The 24,987-nt window shown below is 74.1% G+C and carries 22 protein-coding genes; 3 read left to right on the top strand and 19 right to left on the bottom strand.

Annotation, left to right across the window (positions count from 1 at the left end; translation table 11 throughout):
• Window positions 1–27 precede the first annotated feature (27 nt).
• Window positions 28–714, bottom strand: a complete 687-nt coding sequence (gene rpe, locus STTU_RS28630) for a ribulose-phosphate 3-epimerase (RefSeq protein WP_007829358.1) — start codon at window positions 712–714, stop codon at window positions 28–30.
• A gap of 145 nt (window positions 715–859) precedes the next feature.
• Here rpe and STTU_RS28625 point away from each other — a divergent pair, with 145 nt between their 5' ends.
• Entirely contained in the window at window positions 860–1,426 is a 567-nt protein-coding gene (locus tag STTU_RS28625) for a dihydrofolate reductase family protein (protein WP_007829357.1), read from the top strand.
• 103 nt (window positions 1,427–1,529) lie between these two features.
• Here the strand turns inward: STTU_RS28625 and STTU_RS28620 are convergent, their stop codons facing one another.
• Both STTU_RS28620 and fmt read right to left on the bottom strand, forming a co-directional pair.
• Window positions 1,530–2,975, bottom strand: coding sequence for an RsmB/NOP family class I SAM-dependent RNA methyltransferase (locus STTU_RS28620; protein WP_043256601.1), 1,446 nt, complete (start codon window positions 2,973–2,975; stop codon window positions 1,530–1,532).
• Window positions 2,976–3,111: 136 nt separating this feature from the next.
• A complete protein-coding gene (gene fmt / locus STTU_RS28615; RefSeq protein WP_043256599.1) occupies window positions 3,112–4,044 on the bottom strand; it encodes a methionyl-tRNA formyltransferase in 933 nt (310 codons plus the stop codon).
• A 345-nt stretch (window positions 4,045–4,389) separates the two neighbouring features.
• Between fmt and STTU_RS28610 the strand changes: the two genes are divergently transcribed.
• The gene (locus STTU_RS28610; RefSeq protein WP_007829352.1) at window positions 4,390–4,917 is read left to right on the top strand and encodes a hypothetical protein; all 528 of its coding nucleotides are present in this window, start codon (window positions 4,390–4,392) and stop codon (window positions 4,915–4,917) included.
• A gap of 58 nt (window positions 4,918–4,975) precedes the next feature.
• On the opposite strand, the gene STTU_RS28605 is transcribed toward STTU_RS28610, so the two are convergent.
• The 14 genes from STTU_RS28605 to pyrR all read right to left on the bottom strand — a co-directional run bounded on the left by STTU_RS28605 (window position 4,976) and on the right by pyrR (window position 21,979).
• Window positions 4,976–7,129 (bottom strand): primosomal protein N', encoded by a 2,154-nt coding sequence (locus STTU_RS28605; RefSeq protein ID WP_007829350.1) that lies wholly within the window; start codon window positions 7,127–7,129, stop codon window positions 4,976–4,978.
• Window positions 7,130–7,241: 112 nt separating this feature from the next.
• Complete coding sequence (gene metK, locus STTU_RS28600) at window positions 7,242–8,465, bottom strand: methionine adenosyltransferase (RefSeq protein WP_007829349.1); 1,224 nt, start codon at window positions 8,463–8,465, stop codon at window positions 7,242–7,244.
• A 269-nt stretch (window positions 8,466–8,734) separates the two neighbouring features.
• Window positions 8,735–9,937 (bottom strand): bifunctional phosphopantothenoylcysteine decarboxylase/phosphopantothenate--cysteine ligase CoaBC, encoded by a 1,203-nt coding sequence (gene coaBC / locus STTU_RS28595; RefSeq protein WP_043256597.1) that lies wholly within the window; start codon window positions 9,935–9,937, stop codon window positions 8,735–8,737.
• Between the two features lie 170 nt (window positions 9,938–10,107).
• Complete coding sequence (gene rpoZ / locus STTU_RS28590; protein WP_008748975.1) at window positions 10,108–10,380, bottom strand: DNA-directed RNA polymerase subunit omega; 273 nt, start codon at window positions 10,378–10,380, stop codon at window positions 10,108–10,110.
• A 29-nt stretch (window positions 10,381–10,409) separates the two neighbouring features.
• Entirely contained in the window at window positions 10,410–11,006 is a 597-nt protein-coding gene (gene gmk, locus STTU_RS28585; protein ID WP_009063391.1) for a guanylate kinase, read from the bottom strand.
• Window positions 11,007–11,091: 85 nt separating this feature from the next.
• A complete protein-coding gene (locus STTU_RS28580) occupies window positions 11,092–11,415 on the bottom strand; it encodes an integration host factor (protein WP_007829338.1) in 324 nt (107 codons plus the stop codon).
• Between the two features lie 438 nt (window positions 11,416–11,853).
• A complete protein-coding gene (gene pyrF / locus STTU_RS28575) occupies window positions 11,854–12,690 on the bottom strand; it encodes an orotidine-5'-phosphate decarboxylase (protein ID WP_043256595.1) in 837 nt (278 codons plus the stop codon).
• Window positions 12,687–13,796 (bottom strand): quinone-dependent dihydroorotate dehydrogenase, encoded by a 1,110-nt coding sequence (locus STTU_RS28570; RefSeq protein WP_007829332.1) that lies wholly within the window; start codon window positions 13,794–13,796, stop codon window positions 12,687–12,689. Before STTU_RS28570 ends, pyrF begins: the two co-directional genes overlap by 4 nt.
• 121 nt (window positions 13,797–13,917) lie before the next feature.
• Window positions 13,918–17,232 carry a carbamoyl-phosphate synthase large subunit gene (gene carB / locus STTU_RS28565; protein WP_043256593.1) on the bottom strand — a complete coding sequence of 1,105 codons (3,315 nt, stop codon included), beginning with the start codon at window positions 17,230–17,232 and terminating at the stop codon, window positions 13,918–13,920.
• Complete coding sequence (gene carA / locus STTU_RS28560) at window positions 17,225–18,370, bottom strand: glutamine-hydrolyzing carbamoyl-phosphate synthase small subunit (protein WP_043256592.1); 1,146 nt, start codon at window positions 18,368–18,370, stop codon at window positions 17,225–17,227. Before carA ends, carB begins: the two co-directional genes overlap by 8 nt.
• Window positions 18,367–18,972: a hypothetical protein gene (locus tag STTU_RS28555; protein ID WP_043256591.1), complete on the bottom strand. Its 606-nt coding sequence runs from the start codon at window positions 18,970–18,972 to the stop codon at window positions 18,367–18,369. Before STTU_RS28555 ends, carA begins: the two co-directional genes overlap by 4 nt.
• On the bottom strand, window positions 18,969–20,255 hold the full coding sequence (locus STTU_RS28550) for a dihydroorotase (RefSeq protein WP_043257813.1): 1,287 nt from the start codon (window positions 20,253–20,255) through the stop codon (window positions 18,969–18,971). The genes STTU_RS28555 and STTU_RS28550 overlap by 4 nt, the downstream gene beginning before the upstream one ends.
• Window positions 20,256–20,268: 13 nt before the next feature.
• Window positions 20,269–21,258: an aspartate carbamoyltransferase catalytic subunit gene (locus STTU_RS28545; RefSeq protein WP_037931607.1), complete on the bottom strand. Its 990-nt coding sequence runs from the start codon at window positions 21,256–21,258 to the stop codon at window positions 20,269–20,271.
• A 136-nt stretch (window positions 21,259–21,394) separates the two neighbouring features.
• Window positions 21,395–21,979 carry a bifunctional pyr operon transcriptional regulator/uracil phosphoribosyltransferase PyrR gene (gene pyrR / locus STTU_RS28540; RefSeq protein ID WP_007829320.1) on the bottom strand — a complete coding sequence of 195 codons (585 nt, stop codon included), beginning with the start codon at window positions 21,977–21,979 and terminating at the stop codon, window positions 21,395–21,397.
• Between the two features lie 286 nt (window positions 21,980–22,265).
• Between pyrR and bldD the strand changes: the two genes are divergently transcribed.
• Window positions 22,266–22,766, top strand: coding sequence for a transcriptional regulator BldD (bldD, locus tag STTU_RS28535; protein ID WP_007829306.1), 501 nt, complete (start codon window positions 22,266–22,268; stop codon window positions 22,764–22,766).
• 105 nt (window positions 22,767–22,871) lie between these two features.
• Here the strand turns inward: bldD and STTU_RS28530 are convergent, their stop codons facing one another.
• Together STTU_RS28530 and nusB are read right to left on the bottom strand one after the other, a co-directional pair.
• Window positions 22,872–24,356 carry a pyridoxal phosphate-dependent decarboxylase family protein gene (locus STTU_RS28530; protein WP_043256589.1) on the bottom strand — a complete coding sequence of 495 codons (1,485 nt, stop codon included), beginning with the start codon at window positions 24,354–24,356 and terminating at the stop codon, window positions 22,872–22,874.
• Window positions 24,357–24,552: 196 nt separating this feature from the next.
• On the bottom strand, window positions 24,553–24,987 hold the full coding sequence (nusB, locus tag STTU_RS28525) for a transcription antitermination factor NusB (RefSeq protein ID WP_007829303.1): 435 nt from the start codon (window positions 24,985–24,987) through the stop codon (window positions 24,553–24,555).

Raw genomic sequence — 24,987 nt, 5'->3', positions numbered from 1 at the left:
TGCGCGGGGCCCGGTGTCTCGCGCGGCTCAGGCGCCCGCGGCCCACCCGGCCTTCGCGTGCGCCGCCTCGGCCTGGCCGCGCAGGCCCCGTACCGCCGAGGCCGGGTCCTTCGCCCCGTAGACGGCGGAACCGGCGACGAAGACGTCGGCGCCCGCCTCGGCGCAGCGCTCGACGGTCTCGGCCGAGACGCCGCCGTCGACCTGCACCCACAGGTCGAGGCCGTGCTTGGCGACGAGCTGACGGGTGCGGCGGATCTTGGGCAGCATGATGTCGAGGAACGCTTGCCCGCCGAAGCCCGGCTCGACCGTCATGATCAGCAGCATGTCCAGCTCGGGGAGCAGGTCCTCGTACTGTTCCACGGGCGTCGCGGGCTTGAGCGCCATGGAGGCGCGGGCGCCCTTGGCGCGGATCTCACGGGCGAGGCGGACCGGCGCGGCGGCGGCCTCGGCGTGGAAGGTGACCGAGCCCGCGCCCGCCTCGACGTAGGCGGGGGCCCAGCGGTCGGGCTCCTCGATCATCAGGTGGCAGTCCAGCGGGGTGTCCGTGGCCTTCGCGAGCGCCTCGACGATCGGGGTGCCGAGGGTCAGGTTCGGGACGAAGTGGTTGTCCATGACGTCGACGTGGAGCCAGTCGGCGCCCTCGACGGCCTTGGCCTCGTCGGCGAGGCGCGCGAAGTCCGCGGACAGGATGCTGGGGTTGATCTGCACGGCCATGGCTCAAGCCTGCCATGGTTTCGTGCCGTGGCTCACACCCGGGCCCCTCTTGTCCCGCTTCGCCCCGCCGCGAGCCCGCGCGCCGATGAGTTTCCCGCGCCACGCTGGTCCTCAGGCCGTACACCCACGGACGGAAGGCTGGGCCATGCGGAAACTGGTCTACGGCATGAACATGACCCTGGACGGCTACGTCTCCGCGGTCGGCGACGACCTCGGCTGGAGCGGTCCGCCGGGCCGCGAGCTGTTTCAGTGGTGGCTCGACCACGAGCGGGCGACCGGCCTGTCGCTGTACGGGCGCAAGCTGTGGGAGACGATGAGTTCCCACTGGCCGACCGCCGACCGGCAGCCGGGTGTCACCCCGGCGGAGAGCGAGTTCGCAAGGATCTGGCGGGACACGCCGAGGGTGGTGTTCTCCTCGACGCTCGGCGAGGTCGCCGGGAACGCCCGGCTCGTCAGGGGCGACGCGGTCGCCGAGATCACCCGGCTCAAGTCCGGGGACGGCGGCCCGATGAGCATCGGCGGCGCGACGCTCGCCGGGGCGGCGATGCGCGCCGGGCTGATCGACGAGTACGTGATCGCCGCCCACCCGGTCCTGGTGGGCGGCGGCACGCCGTTCTTCACCGCGCTGGACAGCTGGGTGAACCTGCACCTGGTGGAGACGCGGACGTTTCCCGGCGGCGTGGTCCTGTCGCGGTACGAGACGAGGCGCTGAGCACGGGCGCCCCGCCGCCCCCGACGCGTGCCGGAGGTGCCTCACCCGGCCGTCGCCCGCGGGCTCCGGCCTCGAGGACCGGGACCCGCGGCGCGGCGCGCTCTCACGCGGTGCGTCGCAGCAGGGCGAGGTACATCGCGTCCGTGCCGTGCACGTGCGGCCAGAGCTGGAGGTCGGGGCCCTCGCCCGTGAGCGGGACCTCGGGGAGCAGCGCGGGGGCGTCGAGGAGTTCGGCGTCACCGCCCCACTCGTCGAGGATGTCCGCGACGACGGCGCGGGTCTCGGCGAGGTGCGGCGAGCAGGTCGCGTAGCCGACGACGCCGCCGACCCGCACGGAGCGCAGCGCCTCGTGGAGCAGCGCGCGCTGGAGCGGCGCGAAGCTGTCGAGGTCCTCGGGGCGGCGCCGCCAGCGGGCCTCCGGGCGGCGGCGCAGCGCGCCGAGCCCGGTGCACGGCACGTCGACGAGGACGCGGTCGAAGGTCCCGGGGCGCCAGGGCGGGCGGGTGCCGTCGGCGGTGACGACCTGGTACGGGCCCGGGGTGCCCGCGAGGGCGCGGGCGACGAGCCCGGCGCGGTGCGGCTGCTTCTCGGCGGCGACGAGACGCGCGCCGCGCTGGGCGGCGAGCCCGGCGAGGAGCGCGGCCTTGCCCCCGGGACCGGCGCAGGCGTCGAGCCACAGTGCGTCGCGGCCCTCGACGGGGGCCTTGGCGAGGGCGAGGGCGACGAGCTGGCTGCCCTCGTCCTGGACCCCGGCCTCGCCGTCGCGCACGGCGGGCACGGCGCCCGGCTCGCCGCCCTCGGTGAGCCGGACGGCGTACGGGGACCAGCGGCCCGGGAGCGCGCGCTCCTCGCCGAGCGCGTCGAGCAGCGCCTCGGCGTCGGTACGGCCGGGGCGGGCGACGAGGGTGACCTCGGGGCGTTCGTTGTCGGCGGTGAGGAGGTCCTCGATGCCGCCGCGCGGGCCGCCGAGCGAGTCCCACAGCGCGGAGACGACCCAGCGCGGGTGCGAGTGGACGACGGAGAGGTGTTCCTCGGGGTCGTCCTCGAAGGGCGGGGCGACCTCGGCGAGCCAGGCGTCGAGGTCGTTGCGCGAGATGCGGCGCAGGACGGCGTTGACGAAGCGCGAGCGGCCGTCGCCGAGGACGACGCGGGCGAGTTCGACGGTCGCCGAGACGGCGGCGTGCGTGGGGATGCGGGTGCCGAGGAGCTGGTGGGCGCCGAGGCTGAGCACGTCGAGCACGGGCGGGTCGACCTCGCGCAGCGGGCGGTCCACGCACGCGGCGATGATCGCGTCGTACGTACCGCGCCCGCGCAGCGTGCCGTAGACGAGTTCGGTGGCGAGCGCGGCGTCGCGCGCGTCGAAGCCGCCCTTCTCGCGGGCCTCGCGCAGGAGCGCGGGCAGGACGAGGTTGGCGTAGGCGTCGCGCTCGTCGACGGCGCGCAGGGCGTCGAAGGCGAGGACGCGGACGGGGTCCTTGCGCGGCGCCCGGTGCGGGCGGCCCCGGCGCCGGCTGCTGTCGGCGGGGGCCGCCACGGTCTGGTCGTTCAAAGGTGCGTGCTCCACTGCGTGCTGCGGGACGGCTGACTCTTCAGGGTACGGCCGCGCAACGGGTCCACACATGCCAGCCCCTCCGGCGATCGAGGAGCGGTGCGGGGTGGAGTCCCGCCAGCGCGGGCGGCGCGCCTCAGCGCCCCAGCGTCTCCCCCGGCGCGAGCCGGACCCCGCGCGCCCAGTCCGCCGCCCGCATCGGCTTCTTGCCCTGCGGCTGGATCCAGCCGAGTTCCACGGGGTGCGAGCCGGTGCCGGCGTGGACGCTGTTCTTGCCCGCGCGGATCTCGCCGGGCGCGAGGTGCGGGACCTCCGGGGCGAGGGCGAGCGAGACGAGCTTGAGGCGTTCGCCGCGGAAGAGGGTCCAGGGCCCCGGGGCCGGGGTGCAGCCGCGCACGACGCGGTCGACGCGCAGCGCGGGCGCCGTCCAGTCGACGCGCGCGTCCTCGACGGTGAGCTTGGGGGCGAGCGAGACGCCCTCGGCGGGCTGCGGCACCGGCTTGAGGCTGCCGTCCTCGATGCCGTCCATCGTGGCGGCGAGGAGCCCGGAGCCCGCGAAGGCGAGGCGCGTGAGGAGGTCACCGCTCGTGTCGGTGGGGCGGACGGTCTCGGTCACGGTGCCGTAGACGGGCCCCGAGTCGAGCCCTTCCTCGATGAGGAAGGTGGAGGCCCCGGTGATCTCGTCGCCCGCGAGCACCGCGTGCTGCACGGGCGCGGCGCCGCGCCAGGCGGGCAGGAGCGAGAAGTGCAGGTTGACCCAGCCGTGCGCCGGGACGTCGAGCGCGACGCGGGGCAGCAGCGCCCCGTAGGCGACGACGGGGCAGCAGTCGGGGGCGATCTCGCGCAGCCGGTCGAGGAAGGACTCCTCGCGCGGCCTCGCGGGCCGCAGGATCTCGATCCCGGCCTCCTCCGCGCGCTGCGCGACGGGGCTCGCGACGAGCCGCCGCCCGCGCCCCGCGGGCGCGTCGGGGCGGGTCACGACGGCCACCACCTCGTGGCGCTCCGAAGCGATCAGCGCGTCGAGCGCGGGTACGGCGACCTCCGGCGTCCCTGCGAACACAAGCCTCATGAATCCTGAACTTCCCTCACACCCCGGCCCGACAAGAGCCCCCATCCTAGGCACCGGCCCGGCCCTCGCTCGCGGGCGCTCGCCCCGTACGAGCCGTAAACCCCGCACATCCTGACGAAACGTCCCCAATTCCCCGCGCACTCGTGGTTAGCGGGGAGCGCGCGCGGCGACGTCCCGCGCCCTCCCCCGTGACCCCTTCCGGCGCGGCGCGTTGTCAAAGCAGCGTTGACCGTGGGCGGACGCAACGACCCGCCCAGGACGGCGTCCCCTCAGTCTCAGCAGTCCTTCCCTCACAGTCCGATGCGGGCCCGCGGGCCCGTCAACGCCGGTTCGAGAGGCTTGCACATGGCCGACCACGCCACCCACGACGCCCAGGCACGGGCCAGCCTGCACCTGTTGGTACGGGACATCGAGCGGGTCCGCAGGCAGGTGGACGCGCTCCGCACGCTCACCGCCCAGCTCGGCAACGTCTACCGTCCGCGCCGCACGGGACCCTCCACCGGTTTCGTGGTCTACGGGCGCGCTCCCGCCCCGACCGTGCGGCTCGCCCAGGAGCTGCGGGACAGCGTCGAGAGCCTCGTGACCGCCGCCGTCGACTTCGACCGCTCGCTCGGCTTCTCCTGGGATGCCGTGGGCTCGGCGCTCGGGGTGACGAAGCAGGCCGTGCACCGCAGGTACGGCACCCGCCGGGCCACCCCGGCGCCCGCCCCGGCCGAGGAGCACCCCGAGCGGGGACCCGCCGCCGTGCCGGAGCGTACGGCGACCCCCACCGTTCCCGCCGCCCGTGCCATGCCGACGCAGCCGACGGCGTCGCGCCAGGACGTGCGCGAGGAGCCGCGCCAGAAGGCGCTCCCCGGCCCGCGCCAGGCATAGACCCCTCCCCCGCCCCGTCCCCTGAGCCCCTTCCCTCCCCGGACCCGGGGGAAGGGGCTCAGCCGATGTCGGGCGGGTCGATGCGGACGAGCACCTGCTCCACCCCGGCCCCGCGCCGCGCCGTACGGGCCGCGCGGGCGGCCTTGAGGGCCTGCGCGAGGCGGGTGCCGCCGCCGAGCGGGACCCGGACGAGAGCCCGGTTCCACTGCTCCCCCGGCGGCGGGCCGCCCGGACGGCGCGGGCGGCCCGGCGGGGTGACGGGGAGCGGCACCGGGCCCAGGATCTCCGCCTCCGGGGGCAGTTCGGCCTCGGCGAGGAACGCGGAGACCGCCGTGGGCGGCCCGGAGACGGCGGCCATGCGCGAGACGGGCGGGAAGTGCCGCTCGGCCCGCTCCTCCAGCTCGCGCAGCGCGTGCCCCACGGGGTCCCAGCGCACGAGGGCCTGCACGGGCCGCAGCGTCGGCTCGGCGACGACCACGACGGTGCCGCCCGCGCCCTGCCCCCGGACCAGCGCCGCCGCGCCCAGCCAGCGGCGCAGCGCCTCCTCCTCGGCGCGCAGGTCGGGCCGCGCGAGCTGCGCCCAGCCGTCGAGGAGCAGCGCCGCCGCGTACCCGCCGTCAGCGACCGGTTCGGCCCCCGGTGTCGAGACGACGAGGGCGGGACCGCCGGGCACGGTGTCGAGCACCTGCTCGCGCCCCGAGGTGCGCACCGGGACCGCCGGGAAGGCGCGTCCCAGCTCCTCGGCGGTGCGGCGGGCGCCGACGACGCGTGCGCGCAGCCTGGCGCCCCCGCACGCCTCGCAGTGCCAGTCGGTCTCGGTGCGCCCGCACCAGCCGCACGTGAGCCGCTCGGCGTCGGGTGCCTCCAGAGGACCCGAGCAGTTCCGGCAGCGGGCGGGCTCGCGACAGCGGTCGCAGGCGAGGCGGGGCGCGTACCCGCGCCGCGGCACCTGGACGAGCACCGGGCCGTGCCGCAGCCCCTCGCGCGCGGTCTCCCACGCGAGCGAGGGCAACCGGGCGGCGCGGGCCGCGGGGTCGCGGGCTACCTCGGTGTCGCCGATCGTGCGCACGCGCGGGGCGAGGGCGCGGGTGGTGTCGCGCGGCGCGGCGAGCGGGTGCGCCCAGCCGCCGCGTACGAGCTGGGCGGCCTCGACGGTGCAGCCCACGGAGCCGAGCAGGAAGGCGGGGGCGGGCGGCCCCTCGGCACCGGCCTCACGGGTCGCCCGCAGGACGAGCACTTCGCGGGCGTGCGGCTGGGGCGCGTGGTCCTCGCTGTGGCCGCTGTCGCCGTCCTCCCACAGGGCGACGAGGCCGAGGTCGCGGACGGGGGCGAACATCGCGGCGCGGGTGCCGATCGCGGCGCGGACGGCGCCGCGGTGGACGGCGAGCCAGGAGCGGTAGCGCTGTTCGGGCCCGGCGTCGGCGGTGAGCACGGCGTGCTGTCCGGGGCCGACGAGCCGGGTGAGGGCCGCGTCGAGGCGGGCGGTGGTGCGGCCGTCGGGGAGGACGACGAGGGCGCCGCGCCCCGAGGCGAGGGTCGCCGCGACGGCGCGGGCCAGCTCGTCGGCCCACTGGGGTCCGGGCAGCGCGGTCCACACGGCGCGCGGGGACTCGCCCCGCGCGAGGGCCGCGAGGAAGCCGGGGCCCTGCGGGTAGCGCTCCCAGTCGCCGGGCCCGGGCGCGGGGGGCGGAGGCGGCGGGGCGGGCGAGGCGGCGGCCTCGGCCTTCGCGTGGCGGGGCGGGACGGCGAGCTGGAGGACGTCGGCGAGGCTGCCCGCGTAGCGCTCGGCGACCTGGCGGGCGAGCGTGAGGAGCGCGGGCGACAGGACGGGCTCGGGCGAGACGACCTGGGCGAGCGCGGCGAGCGGGCCCTGGTAGTCGGAGGTGGCGACGCGCTCGACGAGGAACCCGTCGACGAGTCCCCCGCCCTCCCTGCGCCCGCCCCGTACCTGGCCCTTGCCGGCCCCGAAGCGCACGCGCACCCGCACCCCGGGGCGGGCCTCGGCGTCGAGTTCGGCGGGCACGGCGTAGTCGAAGGTGCGGTCGAGGTGGACGACGCCCTTGTTGACGAGCACGCGGGCCACCGGCAGGTGCTCCGCCATGGCGGCGTCCCGCCAGGTGCGCGGCTTGGCGCGCGGCGGCCGTGCCTTGCGCACGGTCTCCCGGATCAGGGCCAGCTGCTCCGCCCCGTTCGGCTGATCGTCACTGCTCACGCCTTCAGATGTACCAGACCCCTCGGACAAGCGGATCGCCCGGACGGCCGAGCGGCCCGGCTCCCCCGCCACGACGGGGGACCCGGGCCGCGTACGGCGGAAGCGGCGTCGCCTAGAGGCCCGCGGCCTTCCGCAGCGCGTCCACGCGGTCCGTCTTCTCCCAGGTGAACTCCGGCTCCGGCCGGCCGAAGTGGCCGTAGGCGGCGGTCTTGGAGTAGATCGGGCGCAGCAGGTCGAGGTCGCGGATGATCGCGGCCGGGCGGAGGTCGAAGACCTCGGCGATGGCGTGCTCGATCTTGTCGACCTCGGTCTTGGCGGTGCCGAAGGTCTCGACGAAGAGGCCCACGGGCTCGGCCTTGCCGATCGCGTAGGCGACCTGAACCTCGCAGCGCGCGGCGAGACCGGCGGCGACGACGTTCTTCGCGACCCAGCGCATCGCGTAGGCGGCCGAGCGGTCGACCTTGGACGGGTCCTTGCCGGAGAAGGCGCCACCGCCGTGGCGGGCCATGCCGCCGTACGTGTCGATGATGATCTTGCGGCCGGTGAGCCCGGCGTCGCCCATGGGGCCGCCGATCTCGAAGCGGCCGGTCGGGTTGACGAGGAGGCGGTAGCCCTCGGTCTCCAGCTTGATGCCGTCGTCGAGGAGCGCCTTCAGCTCGGGCTCCACGACGAACTCGCGGATGTCCGGGGTGAGGAGCTGGTCGAGGTCGATGTCGGAGGCGTGCTGCGAGGAGAGGACCACGGTGTCGAGGCGGACGGCCTTGTCGCCGTCGTACTCGATCGTGACCTGGGTCTTGCCGTCGGGGCGCAGGTAGGGGATGGTCCCGTTCTTGCGCACCTCGGAGAGCCGCCGCGAGAGGCGGTGCGCGAGGTGGATCGGGAGCGGCATGAGGTCGGGGGTCTCGTCGCACGCGTAGCCGAACATGAGGCCCTGGTCCCCGGCGCCCTGCCGGTCCAGCTCGTCGACGGCGTCGCCCGCGGCGGAACCCTCGACCCGGCTCTCGTAGGCGGTGTCGACGCCCTGCGCGATGTCGGGCGACTGCGAGCCGATGGAGACCGAGACCCCGCAGGAGGCGCCGTCGAAGCCCTTCTTCGAGGAGTCGTAGCCGATCTCCAGGATCTTCTCGCGCACGAGCTGGGCGATCGGGGCGTACGCCTTGGTGGTCACCTCCCCGGCCACGTGCACGAGACCGGTGGTGATGAGGGTCTCGACGGCGACGCGCGAGGTGGGGTCCTCGCGCAGCAAGGCGTCCAGAATGGTGTCGCTGATCTGGTCAGCGATCTTGTCGGGGTGCCCCTCGGTGACGGACTCCGAGGTGAACAGGCGACGGGACACAACGCTCCCTGGGGTTGCAGCGGCTGCTGGCTGATCATGGGTGAACCGTCCGGGAGCTGCACCCGGGACGGTTCCCCGCCAGTTTATCGGTCACGCCGTGCCGCCGGTCGGGGTGTCTCGCCTTTCGGGAGCGCTGTGATCTGCGGCACCACGTCTGTCGGGGCATTGTCGGCTGCTGGCCACGCGGGGCGCCAGAGGCCGCGCCGCATTCGGCGGCCGGCTGTCGCACGACCGCAATACACGACAAGGCCCCGGGGCGCGGGCCCCGGTCACCCCAGTCGTGCGGCGACGAGGTCCCACACGGTGTGCGCGAGGCCCTCCTTCGGGCCGTAGGGCACCGGGGTCTCGCTGCCGTCGGCGCCGAGGACGACGGCCTCGCTGGACTCGGCGCCGAAGGTCTTCGTCTCGCCGACCTCGTTGACGACGAGGAGGTCGCAGCCCTTGCGGGCGAGCTTGGCGCGACCGTGCGCGAGGACGTCGTCGGTCTCGGCGGCGAAGCCGACGACGAGCTGGCCCGCGCGGGCGCGGTGGGCGGACAGCTCGGCGAGGATGTCGGGGTTGCGGACGAGGGCGAGCGGCTCGGGCTCGGCGTCGTCCTTCTTCTTGATCTTCCCGGTGGCGTACGTGGCGGGGCGGAAGTCGGCGACGGCGGCGGCCATCACGACGGCGTCCGCCTCGGGGGCGGCGGCGAGCAGCGCCTCGCGCAGCTCCGCGGTGCTCGACACGGGGACGACGTCGACGCCGGCCGGGGCGGCGAGCGCGGTGTTCGCGGCGACGAGCGTGACGCGGGCGCCCCGCGCGGCGGCGGTCCGCGCGAGCGCGTACCCCTGCTTGCCCGAGGAGCGGTTGCCGAGGAAGCGGACCGGGTCGAGGGCCTCGCGGGTGCCGCCCGCGCTGATGAGGACGTTCCGTCCGGCGAGGTCCTGGGGCGCGTCGGGGCGGGCGAGCACCTGGCGGCAGTACGCGAAGATCTCGGCCGGGTCGGGGAAGCGGCCCTTGCCGGTGTCGGTGCCGGTGAGGCGGCCGGAGGCGGGCTCGATGACGTGGACGCCGCGGCGGCGCAGGGTCGCCACGTTCTCCCGCGTCGCGGGGTGCTCCCACATCTCGGTGTGCATCGCCGGGGCGAGGACGACGGGGCAGCGGGCGGTGAGGAGGGTGTTGGTGAGGAGGTCGTCGGCGAGGCCGTGCGCGGCCTTGGCGAGGAGGTCGGTCGTGGCGGGCGCGACGACCACGAGGTCGGCCTCCTGGCCGAGGCGGACGTGCGGGACCTCGTGGACGCTCTCCCACACCTCGGTGCTCACCGGCTGCCCGGACAGGGCGGCCCAGGTGGCGGCGCCGACGAAGTGGAGGGCCGCCTCGGTCGGCACGACCCGTACCTCGTGGCCGCTCTCGGTGAGCCGCCGCAGCAGCTCACAGGCTTTGTACGCGGCGATCCCGCCGCTCACGCCCAGCACTACCCTCGGCTTCGTCACCGCTCACTCCCGGCTCGGTCGGGTACGCGTCCAGGAGCGCACCACCTGATCGCGGCGCCCGTGGTGTGCGCGCCGCGTGATCACTCTGACCCATCACACACCACGGGCCCGGCAGCGGTGCTGCCGGGCCCGTGGTGGAGGCCGTCCGGTCGCGCCGGACGGCCGGGGGCTCACTGGACCGGGTTCTCCGTGGCCTCGGAGGTGAGCAGGCCCGCGTTGATCTCGCGGAGAGCGATCGAGAGCGGCTTCTCGTGGACGTGGGTGTCCACGAGGGGGCCGACGTACTCCAGCAGGCCCTCGCCGAGCTGGGAGTAGTACGCGTTGATCTGGCGAGCACGCTTGGCCGCGTAGATCACGAGGCTGTACTTCGAGTCCGTGGCTTCGAGCAGCTCGTCGATCGGCGGGTTGATGATGCCCTCGGGCGTGGTGATGGAAGAGGACACGCTCTGCCTTCCGACGGGGGAAAAAGAAATCATGAGACGGATGTCAAGGCTAGCAGCTCGCGGGAGACGTCCTCGACCGCCGTGTTGACAAGGGTGACGTCGAACTCGGATTCCGCCGCGAGTTCGACCCGGGCGGCGGCCAGGCGGCGCTCGATGACCTCGGGCTCCTCGGTGCCGCGCCCGGTGAGGCGGCGGACCAGTTCCTCCCAGCTCGGCGGGGCGAGGAAGACGAGCCGCGCCTCGGGCATGGAGGCGCGCACGAGGCGGGCGCCCTGGAGGTCGATCTCCAGGAGGACCGGTTCGCCGCGCTCCAGTCGCTCGGTGACGGCGGCGCGCGGGGTGCCGTAGCGGTTGCCCGCGAACTCGGCCCATTCGAGCAGCTCACCGTTGGCGACGAGCTTGTCGAACTCCTCGTCCGAGACGAAGAAGTACTGCACCCCGTGCTGCTCCCCGGGGCGGGGCCTGCGGGTCGTGGCCGAGACGGAGAGCCAGATCTCGGGGTGTTCCTTGCGCAGGTGCGCGACGACCGTGCTCTTGCCGACCCCGGAGGGCCCTGAGAGCACGGTCAGCCGTGGACGAGCGTCCGGGGGTACTGCGGGGGACGTCCCCGGGGTTGAAGCAGCCATGAAGCGATTATTCCAGCCCCGGCAGGCTGCCGGGGACGGAGGTGCCGGAGTGCCGGGGACCGGGGCCCCCGGCACACCGGCGCGCTCAGGCCGCGGTGCTGCCGAACTCGCGCTCCAGGGAAGCGATCTGGTTGGAGCCGAGACCCCGCACGCGACGGCTCTTGGAGATGCCGAGACGCTCCATGATCTGGTTGGCGCGGACCTTGCCGACGCCGGGAAGCGACTCGAGGAGGGCGGAGACCTTCATCTTGCCGATGACGTCGTTCTCCTGGCCCTGCTTGATGACCTCGTGGAGGGAGGCACCGGAGTGCTTGAGCCGGTTCTTGACCTCGGCCCGCTCCCGGCGAGCCGCGGCGGCCTTTTCGAGCGCGGCTGCGCGCTGTTCAGGGGTAAGGGGCGGAAGAGCCACGCCTACGTCACCTCGGATGTCGAACTTGTCGGATACGGACCGGTGCGACCGCGGGCGGTCTCTCCACCGGGTGAGCGGGCGAACCGGAATCGGCGCTCGTCCGCTCTCGACGGAGACTAGCGGCACAGAGGGCCCGAGTCAGCGAGAACAGCGGAAAAGTCCAGGTCAGCTGAGGTTGGCGGGGATATTTAGGGCAAAACATGCCACTTTTCGGGGTGTGACGCCAAGATTTCCTGGCGCGGACACCGAAGTGCGGAGCCTCGGAAGCGGGAAATGAGGGCCCCCGGCACCGAAGTCGCAGGGCCCGGAGGGTGGATGGCGCGCCCCGCGCCCCTCCTTCCCCGCTCCCCGCGCCCTCGCGCCGGGAGCGCCGGGAGCGGCGCGGGGACGGGACCCGCTCGCGCCCCGGCCCCGCCCCCGCGCCCCCGCGCCCCGCCCTCAGGCGAGGGCTGTCCGGATCTCGTCGGTCAGCCGTTCCGCCGCCTCGCGCAGACCGGCCGGAGAGGGCCCCGCGCGCAGGATGCCGCGGCTCACGCTCGGCACGACGTTCCGCGCCTGCTCGCCGAAGAGCGCCGGGAGGTCGGCGGGGGTCGCGCCCTGCGCCCCGATGCCGGGGGCGAGGAGCGGCCCGTTGATCGCGAGGTCCGCCTCCGTGTGCCCCAGCGTCGCGCCGACGACCGCGCCGTACGAGCCGAGCGGGCTCGCCCCGGCGTTCTCGGCGGCGAGGTGGTCGAGCATGACCTGCGCGAGGCTGCGGCCGTCCGCGGCGCGCGCGCCCTGCACCTCGGCGCCCTCCGGGTTGGAGGTGAGCGCGAGGACGAAGACGCCCGCCCCGGAGGCGGCGGCGGCGTCGAGCGCGGGGCGCAGCGAGCCGTAGCCGAGGTAGGGCGAGACGGTGACGGCGTCCGAGAAGAGCGGCGAGGCCGGGTCGAGGTAGGTCGCGGCGTAGGCGGCCATCGTCGAGCCGATGTCGCCGCGCTTGGCGTCGAGCAGGACGAGCGCCCCGGCGGCGCGCGCGTCGGCGACGGCGCGTTCGAGGACGGCGAGGCCGCGCGAGCCGAAGCGCTCGAAGAACGCGGACTGCGGCTTGAGGACGGCGACGCGGTCGGCGAGGGCCTCGACGACGGTGTGGGTGAAGCGCTCCAGGCCCGCGAGGTCGTCGTTCAGGCCCCACTCGCGCAGGAGGGCCGCGTGCGGGTCGATGCCCGCGCACAGGGCGCCGCGGGTGTCCATGGCGTGGCGCAGGCGCGTGCCGAAGGGCTCGGGGGTGGTCATGCGCGGGCCTTCCGGGTGTCGGCGCCCACCGCTTCGGCGAGCGTGGCGTACGGGCTCGCGGCGAGGCGCGCCGCGAGGCCCTTCTTGATGCCCCGGGCCCAGAAGGGGCCCCGGTAGAGGAACGCGGTGTAGCCCTGGACGAGGGTCGCCCCGGCGAGGACGCGTTCCCAGGCGTCGTCGGCGGTGTCGACGCCGCCCACGCCGACCAGCACGAGGCGGTCGCCGACGCGCGCGTACAGGCGTCGCAGGACGTCGAGGGAGCGGGCCTTGACCGGCGCGCCCGACAGGCCGCCGGTCTCCTGGACGAGGGCGGGCGCGGAGCGCAGGCCGAGGCCCTCGCGGGCGATCGTGGTGTTGGTCGCGATGATGCCGTCGAGGCCGAGTTCGACGGCGAGGTCGGCGACGGCGTCGACGTCCTCGTCCGCGAGGTCGGGGGCGATCTTGACGAGGAGCGGCACGCGGCGGTCCGGGACCGCGCGGTCGGCCTCGGCGCGTACCGCGCCGAGCAGGGGGCGCAGCGCCTCGGTGGCCTGGAGGTCGCGCAGGCCCGGGGTGTTGGGCGAGGAGACGTTGACGACGAGGTAGTCCGCGTGGGCGGCGAGGCGGCGCGTGGACGCGACGTAGTCGGCGACGGCCTCCGCCTCGGGGACGACCTTCGTCTTGCCGATGTTGACGCCGACCGTCGTGCGCAGGACGGGGCGGCGCGCCGCGAGCCGCGCGGCGACGGCGGCGGAGCCCTCGTTGTTGAAGCCCATGCGGTTGATGACGGCGCGGTCGGCGACGAGGCGGAAGAGCCGCTTTTTCGGGTTGCCGGGCTGCGGCTCGGCGGTGACGGTGCCGATCTCGACGTGGTCGAAGCCGAGCATCGCCATGCCGTCGATGCCGACGGCGTTCTTGTCGAAGCCCGCGGCGAGGCCGAAGGGGCTGTGCAGGCGCAGGCCGAGGGCCTCGGTGCGCAGGTTCCGCGGGTGCGGGTCGAGCACAGCGGCGGCGAAGGTGCGCAGGACCGGGACGCGGGCGGCGAGGCGGATCCAGCGGAAGGCGAGGTGGTGGGCGCGTTCGGGGTCCATGCGCCGGAAGAGGAGGCGGAAGAGGAGTGCGTACACGGGAGGGTCCGTCCGGGTCGGCGGGGTGGCGGGGCGTCGGGAGGGCGGGGTGCGGGGCGGTGGGCATGGAGAGGGGGACACCGCCCGAAAAACGATGTCCCCCTCGTACCGCTTCAGGGACCTACGACTCCTCGCGGGCCGCCGTCAGGCGCTCCGCGTGCTCCTGGAGCGAGGCGACGCCCGTCGCGCCCCTGCCGAGCGCCTCGATGCCCTGGACGGCGGCGGCGAGCGCCTGGACCGTGGTGAGGCAGGGCACGGCGCGCGCGACGGCGGCGGTGCGGATCTCGTAGCCGTCGAGGCGCCCGCTGGTGCCGTAGGGCGTGTTGACGATGAGGTCGACGCCGCCCTCGTGGATGAGCTGGACGATCGTCTTCTCGCCCGCCGGGCCCTCGCCCTCGTACTGCTTGCGCACGACCGTCGCGGGGATGCCGTGGCGCTGGAGGACCTCGGCGGTGCCGGAGGTCGCGAGCAGTTCGAAGCCGTGCTGCGCGAGTTCGCGGGCGGGGAAGATCATCGCGCGCTTGTCGCGGTTGGCGACCGAGATGAACGCGCGGCCCTTGGTGGGCAGCGGCCCGTACGCCCCGGCCTGCGACTTCGCGTACGCGGTGCCGAAGACCGCGTCGATGCCCATGACCTCGCCCGTGGAGCGCATCTCCGGGCCGAGGACGGTGTCCACGCCGCGCCCCGAGGGGTCGCGGAAGCGCGACCAGGGCATCACGGCCTCCTTGACGGAGATCGGCGCGTCGAGCGGCAGCGTGCCGCCGTCCCCGGTGGCGGGGAGGAGCCCTTCGGCGCGCAGCTCGGCGACGGTCGCGCCGAGCGAGATGCGCGCGGCGGCCTTCGCGAGCGGGACCGCGGTGGCCTTCGAGGTGAAGGGCACGGTCCGCGAGGCGCGCGGGTTGGCCTCCAGGACGTAGAGGATGTCGCCGGAGAGCGCGAACTGGATGTTGATGAGCCCGCGCACGCCGACGCCCTTGGCGATCGCCTCGGTGGAGGTGCGCAGCCGCTTGATGTCGTAGCCGCCGAGCGTGATGGGCGGCAGGGCGCACGCCGAGTCGCCGGAGTGGATACCGGCCTCCTCGATGTGCTCCATGACGCCGCCGAGGTACAGCTCCTCGCCGTCGTAGAGCGCGTCGACGTCGATCTCGATCGTGTCGTCGAGGAAGCGGTCGACGAGGACCGGGCGGGAGGGGCTGATCTCGGTGGACTCCTCGATGTACGAGGCGAGCCGGGTCTCGTCGTAGACGATCTCCATACCGCGTCCGCCGAGCACGTACGAGGGCCGTACGAGGACGGGGTAGCCGATCTCGTCGGCGATGGCCTTGGCCCCGGCGAAGGTCGTGGCCGTGCCGTGCTTGGGCGCGGGCAGTCCGGCCTCGGCGAGGACGCGGCCGAAGGCGCCGCGGTCCTCGGCGGCGTCGATCGCCTCGGGCGAGGTGCCGACGATGGGCACGCCGTTGTCCTTGAGCGCCTGCGCGAGACCGAGCGGGGTCTGCCCGCCGAGCTGGACGAGGACACCGGCGACGGGCCCGGCCTGCTGCTCGGCGTGGACGATCTCCAGGACGTCCTCCAGGGTGAGCGGCTCGAAGTAGAGCCGGTCGGAGGTGTCGTAGTCGGTGGAGACGGTCTCGGGGTTGCAGTTGACCATGACGGTCTCGTAGCCGGCGTCGCTGAGCGCGAATGAGGCGTGCACGCAGGAGTAGTCGAACTCGATGCCCTGGCCGATGCGGTTGGGCCCCGAGCCGAGGATGATCACGGCGGGCTTCTCACGCGGCGCGACCTCGCTCTCCTCGTCGTAGGAGGAGTAGAAGTACGGGGTCCTCGCGGCGAACTCGGCGGCGCAGGTGTCGACGGTCTTGTACACGGGCCGCAGCGCGAGGGCGTGGCGGACCTCGCGCACGACGTCCTCGCGCAGGCCGCGCACGGCGGCGATCTGCTGGTCCGAGAAGCCGTGGTGCTTGGCCTCGGCGAGGAGTTCACGGGTCAGCTCGGGGGCCTCGGCGAGTTCGTCGGCGACCTCCTTGAGGAGGAAGAGCTGGTCGACGAACCAGGGGTCGATCCGGGTGTGGTCGAAGACCTCCTCGGGGGTGGCCCCGGCGCGGATCGCGGCCATGACGGTGTTGACGCGGCCGTCGGTGGGGCGCTCGGCGACGCGGAGCAGTTCGTCCTTGTCGCCGGTGGGCCCGGCGAAGTCGAACTGGCTGCCCTTCTTCTCCAGGGAGCGCAGCGCCTTCTGGAACGCCTCGGTGAAGTTGCGGCCGATCGCCATGGCCTCGCCGACCGACTTCATGGTCGTGGTGAGGGTGGAGTCGGCGGAGGGGAACTTCTCGAAGGCGAAGCGGGGGGCCTTGACGACGACGTAGTCGAGCGTGGGCTCGAAGGAGGCCGGGGTCTGCTCGGTGATGTCGTTGGGGATCTCGTCGAGCGTGTAGCCGACGGCGAGCTTCGCGGCGATCTTGGCGATCGGGAAGCCGGTGGCCTTGGAGGCGAGGGCGGAGGAGCGGGAGACGCGCGGGTTCATCTCGATGACGATGATCCGGCCGTCCTCGGGGTTCACCGCGAACTGGATGTTGCAGCCGCCGGTGTCGACGCCGACCTCGCGGATGATCGCGATGCCGATGTCGCGCAGGCGCTGGTACTCGCGGTCGGTGAGGGTCATGGCCGGGGCGACGGTGATCGAGTCCCCGGTGTGCACGCCCATGGGGTCGAAGTTCTCGATGGAGCAGACGACCACGACGTTGTCGTTGCGGTCGCGCATCAGCTCCAGCTCGTACTCCTTCCAGCCGAGGATGGACTCCTCCAGGAGGACCTCGGTGGTCGGCGAGAGGGTGAGGCCCTGACCGGCGATGCGGCGCAGTTCCTCCTCGTCGTGCGCGAAGCCCGAGCCGGCGCCGCCCATCGTGAAGGAGGGGCGGACGACGACGGGGTAGCCGCCGAGGGTGTCGACGCCGGCGAGGACGTCGTCCATGGAGTGGCAGATGACCGAGCGGGCGGACTCGCCGTGGCCGATCTTCTTGCGGACCTCCTCGACCACGCCCTTGAACAGGTCGCGGTCCTCGCCCTTGTTGATCGCCTCGACGTTGGCGCCGATCAGCTCGACGCCGTACTTCTCCAGCGTCCCCGCGTCGTGCAGGGAGATCGCCGTGTTGAGCGCGGTCTGCCCGCCGAGGGTCGGCAGGAGGACGTCGGGGCGCTCCTTGGCGATGATCTTCTCGACGTACTCGGGGGTGATCGGCTCGACGTACGTGGCGTCGGCGATCTCCGGGTCGGTCATGATCGTCGCCGGGTTGGAGTTGACGAGGATCACGCGCAGGCCCTCGGCGCGCAGGACGCGGCACGCCTGGGTGCCGGAGTAGTCGAACTCGGCGGCCTGGCCGATGACGATCGGGCCGGAGCCGATGACCAGGACGGACTGGATATCGGTGCGCTTAGGCACGCTGGCCCTCCATCAAAGACGTGAAGCGGTCGAAGAGGTACGCGGCGTCGTGCGGACCCGCGGCGGCTTCGGGGTGGTACTGGACACTGAAAGCGGGCCGGTCGAGGAGCTGGAGCCCTTCGACGACGTTGTCGTTGAGGCACACGTGGGAGACCTCGACGCGCCCGTAGGGGGTCTCGGAGACCTTGTCGAGGGGCGCGTCGACGGCGAAGCCGTGGTTGTGCGCGGTGACCTCGACCTTGCCGGTGGCGCGGTCCTGGACGGGCTGGTTGATGCCGCGGTGGCCGTACTTGAGCTTGTACGTGCCGAAGCCGAGCGCGCGCCCGAGGATCTGGTTGCCGAAGCAGATGCCGAAGAGCGGCGTGCGGCGCTCCAGGACCTCGCGCATGAGGGCGACGGGGTGCTCGGCGGTCCCGGGGTCGCCGGGGCCGTTGGAGAAGAAGACGCCGTCGGGGCTCACCGCGTAGATGTCCTCGGCGGTCGCCGTGGCGGGCAGGACGTGCACCTCGATGCCGCGCTCGGCCATGCGGTGCGGGGTCATGCCCTTGATGCCGAGGTCGATCGCGGCGACGGTGAACTTCTTGGTGCCGACCGCGGGGACGACGTACGCCTGCTCGGTCGCGACCTCGGCGGAGAGGTCGGCGCCCTTCATCTCGGGGGCCTGCCGGACCCGCTCCAGGGCCTCGGCGTCGCTCGGGAGCGACTCGCCGCTGAAGATGCCGACGCGCATCGCGCCGCGCTCGCGCAGGTGGCGGGTGAGGGCGCGGGTGTCGATCCCCGCGATCCCGACGACGCCCTGCTGGTCCAGTTCCTCGTCCAGGGTGCGCCGGGAGCGCCAGCTGGAGGGGCGCCGCGCGGGGTCGCGGACGACGTAGCCGGCGACCCAGATGCGGCGGGACTCGGGGTCCTCGTCGTTGACTCCGGTGTTGCCGATGTGCGGGGCCGTCATGACGACGACCTGGCGGTGGTACGAGGGGTCGGTGAGGGTTTCCTGGTAGCCGGTCATGCCGGTGGAGAAGACGGCTTCGCCGAAGGTCTCCCCCACGGCCCCGTAGGCGCGACCGCGAAAGACGCGGCCGTCCTCCAGGACGAGTACGGCAGCGGGCGTCTGCTGGCGCCCCTGAGTGGAGGTCGTCATCGTGCGGCGCCTTCCGTCGTGGTGGTCGGGTGGTTCTGCGCGTGGGTGCCGCTCGCGGCGTTGAGGGCGGCGACCCACGCGGGGTGCTCGGCGGCCCGTTCGGAGCGGAAGCCGGAGTCGATGAGGGTGTCCCCGTGGGCCCAGGTGACGACGAGGAGGCCGTTCTCGGTGAGGACCTTCCCGGCGATGCCCTTGTCGAGGCGGGCGCCGCGCAGGGCGGCGGCGGGGACGAAGAAGCCGGGGGCGCCCCGGCGCTCGACGGTGAGCCCGGCGGGGCGCAGGCTCAGCTCGGCGCGGCTGCGGGTGCCGAGGCCGTGCGCGACGATCCGGTCGAGCCACTGCCCGGCGGTCGTGGAGCCGTGGTACCTGCCGCTGAGCGTGAGGCTCGGCTCCGCGGGGTCCTCGGGGGCTTCGGGGAGCGCGGGCAGCCCGGACTGGAGGGTGCCGCGCCACTTCCAGCCCTCGCGCATGAGCCAGTACACGAGGGTGACGAAGAGCAGCAGTCCGACGATCCAGCCGACGCGGCCGGCCCAGTCGGTCACGTCGGCGGACTTCTGCCCGTCCGCGAGCAGGGTGTCCGCCGTGGCGGTGAGGTAGGTCACGCGAGGGTCCCGTCGACGAGGGTCGCGCGGCCCCGCAGGAAGGTGTGGGTGACGCGTCCCGGCAGGTCCAGGCCCCGGTAGGGGGTGTTCCTGCTGCGGGAGGCGAACCCGGCGGGGTCCACCGTTCCACGGTAGCCGGGGTCGAGCAGGGTCAGGTTCGCGGGCTCACCGGCGGCGACCGGGCGGCCGTGGCCCTCGAGGCGGCCGATGCGGGCCGGGCGGAAGGACATCCGCTCGGCGACGCCGGCCCAGTCGAGGAGGCCGGTGTCGACCATGGCGTGCTGGACGACGGAGAGCGCGGTCTCCAGGCCGACCATGCCCATCGCGGCGGCGGCCCACTCGCAGTCCTTGTCCTCCTGCGGGTGCGGGGCGTGGTCGGTGGCGACGCAGTCGATGGTGCCGTCAGCGAGCCCGGCGCGCAGGGCCCGGACGTCGGCCTCGGTGCGCAGCGGCGGGTTGACCTTGTAGACGGGGTCGTAGCCGCGGACCAGCTCGTCGGTGAGGAGGAGGTGGTGCGGGGTGACCTCGGCGGTGACGTCCCAGCCCTTGGACTTGGCCCAGCGGACGATCTCGACGGACCCGGCGGTGGAGACGTGGCACACGTGGAGGCGGGAGCCGACGTGGGCGGCGAGGAGGACGTCGCGGGCGATGACGGACTCCTCGGCGACGGCGGGCCAGCCGCCGAGGCCGAGTTCGGCGGAGACGACGCCCTCGTTCATCTGGGCGCCCTCGGTGAGGCGCGGCTCCTGCGCGTGCTGCGCGACGACGCCGCCGAACGCCTTCACGTACTCCAGGGCGCGCCGCATGATCACGGCGTCGTCCACGCACTTGCCGTCGTCCGAGAAGACCTTCACGGCGGCGGCGGAGTCGTGCATCGCGCCGAGTTCGGCGAGCTTCTTGCCCTCCAGGCCGACGGTGACGGCGCCGACGGGCTGGACGTCGCAGTAGCCGGACTCGCGGCCGAGCCGCCACACCTGCTCGACGACCCCGGCGGTGTCGGCGACGGGGAAGGTGTTCGCCATGGCGTGGACGGCGGTGTAGCCGCCCTTCGCGGCGGCGCGGGTGCCGGTGAGGACCGTCTCGGAGTCCTCGCGGCCCGGCTCGCGCAGGTGGGTGTGGAGGTCGACGAGGCCGGGGAGGAGCACGCGCCCGGCGGCCTCGACCACGGTCGCGTCGCCCGCCTCGATGCCGGGGCCGACCCGGGCGATCGTGTCGCCGTCGATGAGGACGTCGGCGCTTTCGCCGCCGAGGACGCGGGCGCCGCGGATCAGGGTCTTGTTCACGGAGGTCATGTGCTTACTTCTCCTCGGCCTGGACGGCGGCGGGTCGGCTGTGGGTGGGGGCGGGTTCCTGGCCGCCGAGCAGCAGGTAGAGCACGGCCATGCGGACGGAGACGCCGTTGGCGACCTGCTCGATCACGGTGCAGCGCGGCGAGTCGGCGACCTCGGCGGTGATCTCCATGCCGCGCACCATCGGCCCGGGGTGCATGACGACGGCGTGCTCCGGCATCCGCGCCATGCGCTGCCCGTCGAGCCCGTAGCGCCGCGCGTACTCGCGCTCGGTCGGGAAGTACGCGGCGTTCATCCGCTCGCGCTGGACGCGCAGCATCATGACGGCGTCCGCCCCGCCCAGGGCCGCGTCGAGGTCGTAGGAGATCTCGCAGGGCCACGTCTCCACGCCGACCGGGAGCAGGGTCGGCGGGGCGACGAGGGTGACGTGGGCGCCGAGGGTGTGGAGCAGGTCCACGTTGGAGCGGGCGACGCGGCTGTGCAGGATGTCGCCGACGAGGGTGACGCGGCGGCCCTTGAGGTCCGCGCCCATCGGCTCGGGGCCGAGGAGCCTGCGGCGGAGCGTGAAGGCGTCCAGGAGGGCCTGCGTGGGGTGCTGGTGGGTGCCGTCGCCCGCGTTGATGACGGCGGCGTCGATCCAGCCCGTCGTGGCGAGGCGCTGCGGGGCGCCCGAGGCGCCGTGCCGGACGACGACGGCGTCGACGCCCATCGCCTCCAGGGTCTGCGCGGTGTCCTTGAGCGATTCGCCCTTGGAGACGCTGGAGCCCTTGGCGGCGAAGTTGATGACGTCGGCGGAGAGGCGCTTCTCGGCGACCTCGAAGGAGGTGCGGGTGCGCGTGGAGTCCTCGAAGAAGAGGTTGACCACGGTACGGCCGCGCAGGGTCGGCAGTTTCTTGATGGGCCGGTCGGCCACCCGCGCCATTTCCTCGGCGGTGTCGAGGATCTGGACGGCTTCGTCGCGGGAGAGGTCGGCGGCCGAGATGAGGTGTCGCATCATCCGGGGCTCCTGGAGTACGGCTCGGTGAGGTGTGGGGGTACGGCGGCGGGGCGGCGCTCGGCGCGGCGGGACCGCTCACGGGCGTGCGGGCACACCGGCTCACCCGTTCGGGCGAGCGGGGGTCTGCGGGTGCGCGCTAGCGCGGGGCGGTGCCGCCGAGCAGCACGGCGTCGCGGCCGTCCTCCTCGGTGAGCTGCACCTTGACGGTCTCGCGCAGCGAGGTGGGGAGGTTCTTTCCGACGTAGTCGGCGCGGATCGGCAGCTCGCGGTGGCCCCGGTCGACGAGGACGGCGAGCTGGACGGCGCGGGGGCGGCCGATGTCGCCGAGGGCGTCGAGCGCGGCGCGGATGGTGCGGCCGGAGAAGAGCACGTCGTCGACGAGGACGACGAGGCGTCCGTCGAGCCCTTCGGCGGGGATCTCGGTGCGACCGAGGGCGCGGGCGGGCTTGAGGCGCAGGTCGTCGCGGTACATCGTGATGTCGAGCGAGCCGGTGGGGACCGGGCGTCCGGTGATCGCGGCGAGTTTCGCGGCGAGCCGCTCCGCGAGGTGCACCCCGCGGGTGGGGATGCCGAGCAGCACCACGTCGTCGGCGCCCTTGGCGCGTTCGACGATCTCGTGGGCGATGCGGGTGAGCACCCGGGCGATGTCGGGGCCTTCGAGCACGGGCCGGGGCCCGCCGGGCTCCTCGTCGAGGGGGTGGTCCTGGGTGTGGCTGTCCATCGAGGGACCTCCTTCTCCGCCTCACGGGACGGCTCTTAAAGGACGTCTGAATTGCGCCACCCACGCTACCAGGGGCAAGAATGAGGACGGGAACCCCCCTGCCCCCGGGCCCGGTGACGCCTGTCACCACGCGGGCAACGGGGTGTGGGGGTCCCCCGGGCGGAAGCCTGGGGGGCGGAGGTCCACCGGTTCCGCTTGACGCAGGCAAATCACGCTGCGTAACCTCACCGTGAGTCACCAGCCTTCTCGGCTGGGCCGCACATTGTCACAGTGTCCGGGGAGCTATATGTCCAGCGAATACGCCAAACAGCTCGGGGCCAAGCTCCGGGCCATCCGCACCCAGCAGGGCCTCTCCCTCCACGGTGTCGAGGAGAAGTCCCAGGGGCGCTGGAAGGCGGTCGTGGTCGGTTCGTACGAGCGGGGCGACCGCGCGGTCACCGTCCAGCGTCTCGCCGAGCTGGCCGACTTCTACGGGGTTCCCGTCCAGGAGCTGCTGCCGGGCACCACGCCCGGCGGTGCCGCCGAGCCGCCGCCCAAGCTCGTCCTCGACCTGGAGCGTCTGGCCACCGTCCCCGCGGAGAAGGCGGGCCCGCTCCAGCGGTACGCGGCGACCATCCAGTCCCAGCGCGGGGACTACAACGGCAAGGTCCTCTCGATCCGCCAGGACGACCTGCGCACCCTCGCCGTGATCTACGACCAGTCCCCCTCGGTCCTGACCGAGCAGCTCATCAGCTGGGGAGTGCTGGACGCGGACGCGCGCCGGGCGGTGGCGCACGAGGAGGGCTGAGTCCCGCCTCGACAGCGCGCGTGAAGGGTGAGCCGGATTGACCGGCTCACCCTTTCGGCGTAATCGCGGGCAGGCAGTCGGGAGCCGCGCGCGGGCCGGGGCCTCTCAGGCCGCCGCCACGCCCGGGTAGAGCCGCCCGATCACCTCCGGCAGGAGGCGGGCCGCGAGGCGCGGGGGCAGCGCCTGGAGGACGGCGAGGACGGGGGCCATGCGGTCCGGGAGGGCGCCGTCGCCGATGCCCGCGAGGTCGAGGGCGAGGGCGACCTCGGCGGGGCCGACACGGTCCGGGTCCAGGGCCGCCGCGGCCTCGGCGATCGCCGGGTCCACCGTGACCGGGCCGTGCGCGTGGGCGCGTACCACCGCCTCCGCGAGGTCCTTCAGGAGCTGTTCCACGGTCTCGGGGGCCGCGACGGCCGCCGTGACGGTCAGGTGCACGTTGGCGGGCGAGCCCGCCGCCGCGGGCTGCGGCTGGAGGTACCAGCCGGCCGTCCGCATCTCGTCGGCGACGACGAAGGGGTCCGGGCCGCCCGGCGCGGCGGCCACCGCGAGGAGCGAGGCGGCGGGCGTGCCGAGGACCCGCAGCCCCGGGACGCGCGCGACGCCGTCCGCGAGGGCGGTACGGGCGTGGTGCACGCGGACCGCGAGATCCGTGTACCCCTCGGTGCCGATCCGCTCGGTGACCGCCCAGGCGGCGGCGAGCGGCCCCGCCGACTTGGTGCCCTGGAGCGTCGCGTTGACGACCGGGTAGCCGGGCCAGTCGGCGTGCGCGAACCACCCGTGGCGGCGCAGTTCCGCGTCCCGGAAGAGCAGCAGCGAGGCGCCCTTGGGGGTGTAGCCGTACTTGTGCAGGTCGACGGAGAGCGAGGTCACGCCCGGCACGGAGAGGTCGAAGGGCGCGAGGTCCGCTCCCTCGGGCGCGCGACGCAGGTGGCCGAGGTACCAGCCGCCGATGCACGCGTCCACGTGGCACAGCACTCCGCGCGCGGCGGCCTCCCCGGCGATCTCGGCGACGGGGTCGAGGACGCCGTGCGCGTACGAGGGCGCGGAGGCGACGACGAGCGCGGTGTCCCCGGTGAGGGCCGCGCGCACGGCGGCGGGGTCGGGGCGGAAGCTCTCCGGGTCGACGGGGACGGTGACGACCTCCAGGCCGAAGAGGTGCGCGGCCTTGTGGAAGGCGGCGTGCGCGGTGGCGGGCAGCACGAGCCGAGGGCGCGTCACGCCCCGTACCGCGCGGGCGTGTTCGCGTGCCGTGAGGACGGCGAGGAGGCAGGACTCGGTGCCGCCGCTCGTGAAGGTCCCGGCCGTGCCGGGGGTCCCGCCGAGGAGCGCCGCGGCGCGGGCGACGAGGTCGTTCTCCAGGCGGACGACGCTCGGGAAGACGGTCATGTCGAGCCCGTTGACCCCGGCGAAGGCGCCGTGCGCGGCGGCGGCGAGCGCGTCGAGTCCGCTGTCGGCGGCGTCGTACACGTACGCGAGCGTGCGACCGCCCTTGACGGGGACGTCGCCCGCGCGCAGGGCGGCGAGGCGCGCGAGGATCGCCGCCTCGGGCGCGGGGAGCGCGGCGGGGCGGGGCAGTCCGAACGGGCTCATGCGGCTCCTTCCGGTCCGGGGCCCGCGCGGGGCGTGCTCCCGGGGAACGACAAGATCGGCGCTCACATGGTGTCCCCCGCGCCCCGCGCGCACAGCCCCTGCGGCGCGAATCCGGCCACGCCCCGCGCCGCCCGCCACGCCACGCGCCGCCCACCGGGCCCCCGTACGCCGACGGGCCCGTGCGTACGAGGTCCGGTCAGTCGACCGGGCCGCGCAGTTCGGGCTTGAGGTTCTTGAAGCGTCCGAGCAGACCGTTGACGAAGGCCGGGGAGTCGTCGGTGGAGAACTCCTTGGCGAGTTCCACCGCCTCGTCCATCACGACCGCGTCCGGCGTCCCGTCGACCCACACGAGTTCGTGCGCGCCGAGCCGCACGATGTTGCGGTCGACGACCGGCATGCGGTCCAGCGGCCAGTCCACCGAGTACTTCGCGATGACCTCGTCGATGCGGCGCGCGTGCTCCGCGTACCCCTCGACGAGCTCCATCGTGTACTCGCTGACCGGGGGCTGCTGGGTGTCGCCGCGGGAGTGGCGCACCCAGTCCGCGAGCACCGTGAGGACGTCGGTGCCGCGCTGGTCGGCCTCGAAAAGGATCTGGAAGGCGCGCTTGCGTGCCGTATTGCGAGCAGCCAC

This window comes from Streptomyces sp. Tu6071 (assembly GCF_000213055.1).
GTDB classification, from domain to species: Bacteria; Actinomycetota; Actinomycetes; order Streptomycetales; family Streptomycetaceae; genus Streptomyces; species Streptomyces evansiae.
The sequence above is the reverse complement of the archived record's forward strand: the minus strand, read 5'-3'. Positions and strand labels throughout refer to the sequence as shown.

Coding starts and splice junctions, on each gene's coding strand:
- STTU_RS28530 (WP_043256589.1), bottom strand. CDS start 24,356: ATGAGCCCGTTCGGACTGCCCCGCCCCGCCGCGCTCCCCGCGCCCGAG.
- fmt (WP_043256599.1), bottom strand. CDS start 4,044: ATGAGGCTTGTGTTCGCAGGGACGCCGGAGGTCGCCGTACCCGCGCTC.
- pyrF (WP_043256595.1), bottom strand. CDS start 12,690: ATGACCACCCCCGAGCCCTTCGGCACGCGCCTGCGCCACGCCATGGAC.
- carA (WP_043256592.1), bottom strand. CDS start 18,370: ATGACGACCTCCACTCAGGGGCGCCAGCAGACGCCCGCTGCCGTACTC.
- rpe (WP_007829358.1), bottom strand. CDS start 714: ATGGCCGTGCAGATCAACCCCAGCATCCTGTCCGCGGACTTCGCGCGC.
- STTU_RS28610 (WP_007829352.1), top strand. CDS start 4,390: ATGGCCGACCACGCCACCCACGACGCCCAGGCACGGGCCAGCCTGCAC.
- STTU_RS28545 (WP_037931607.1), bottom strand. CDS start 21,258: ATGATGCGACACCTCATCTCGGCCGCCGACCTCTCCCGCGACGAAGCC.
- gmk (WP_009063391.1), bottom strand. CDS start 11,006: ATGGCTGCTTCAACCCCGGGGACGTCCCCCGCAGTACCCCCGGACGCT.
- bldD (WP_007829306.1), top strand. CDS start 22,266: ATGTCCAGCGAATACGCCAAACAGCTCGGGGCCAAGCTCCGGGCCATC.
- pyrR (WP_007829320.1), bottom strand. CDS start 21,979: ATGGACAGCCACACCCAGGACCACCCCCTCGACGAGGAGCCCGGCGGG.
- STTU_RS28625 (WP_007829357.1), top strand. CDS start 860: ATGCGGAAACTGGTCTACGGCATGAACATGACCCTGGACGGCTACGTC.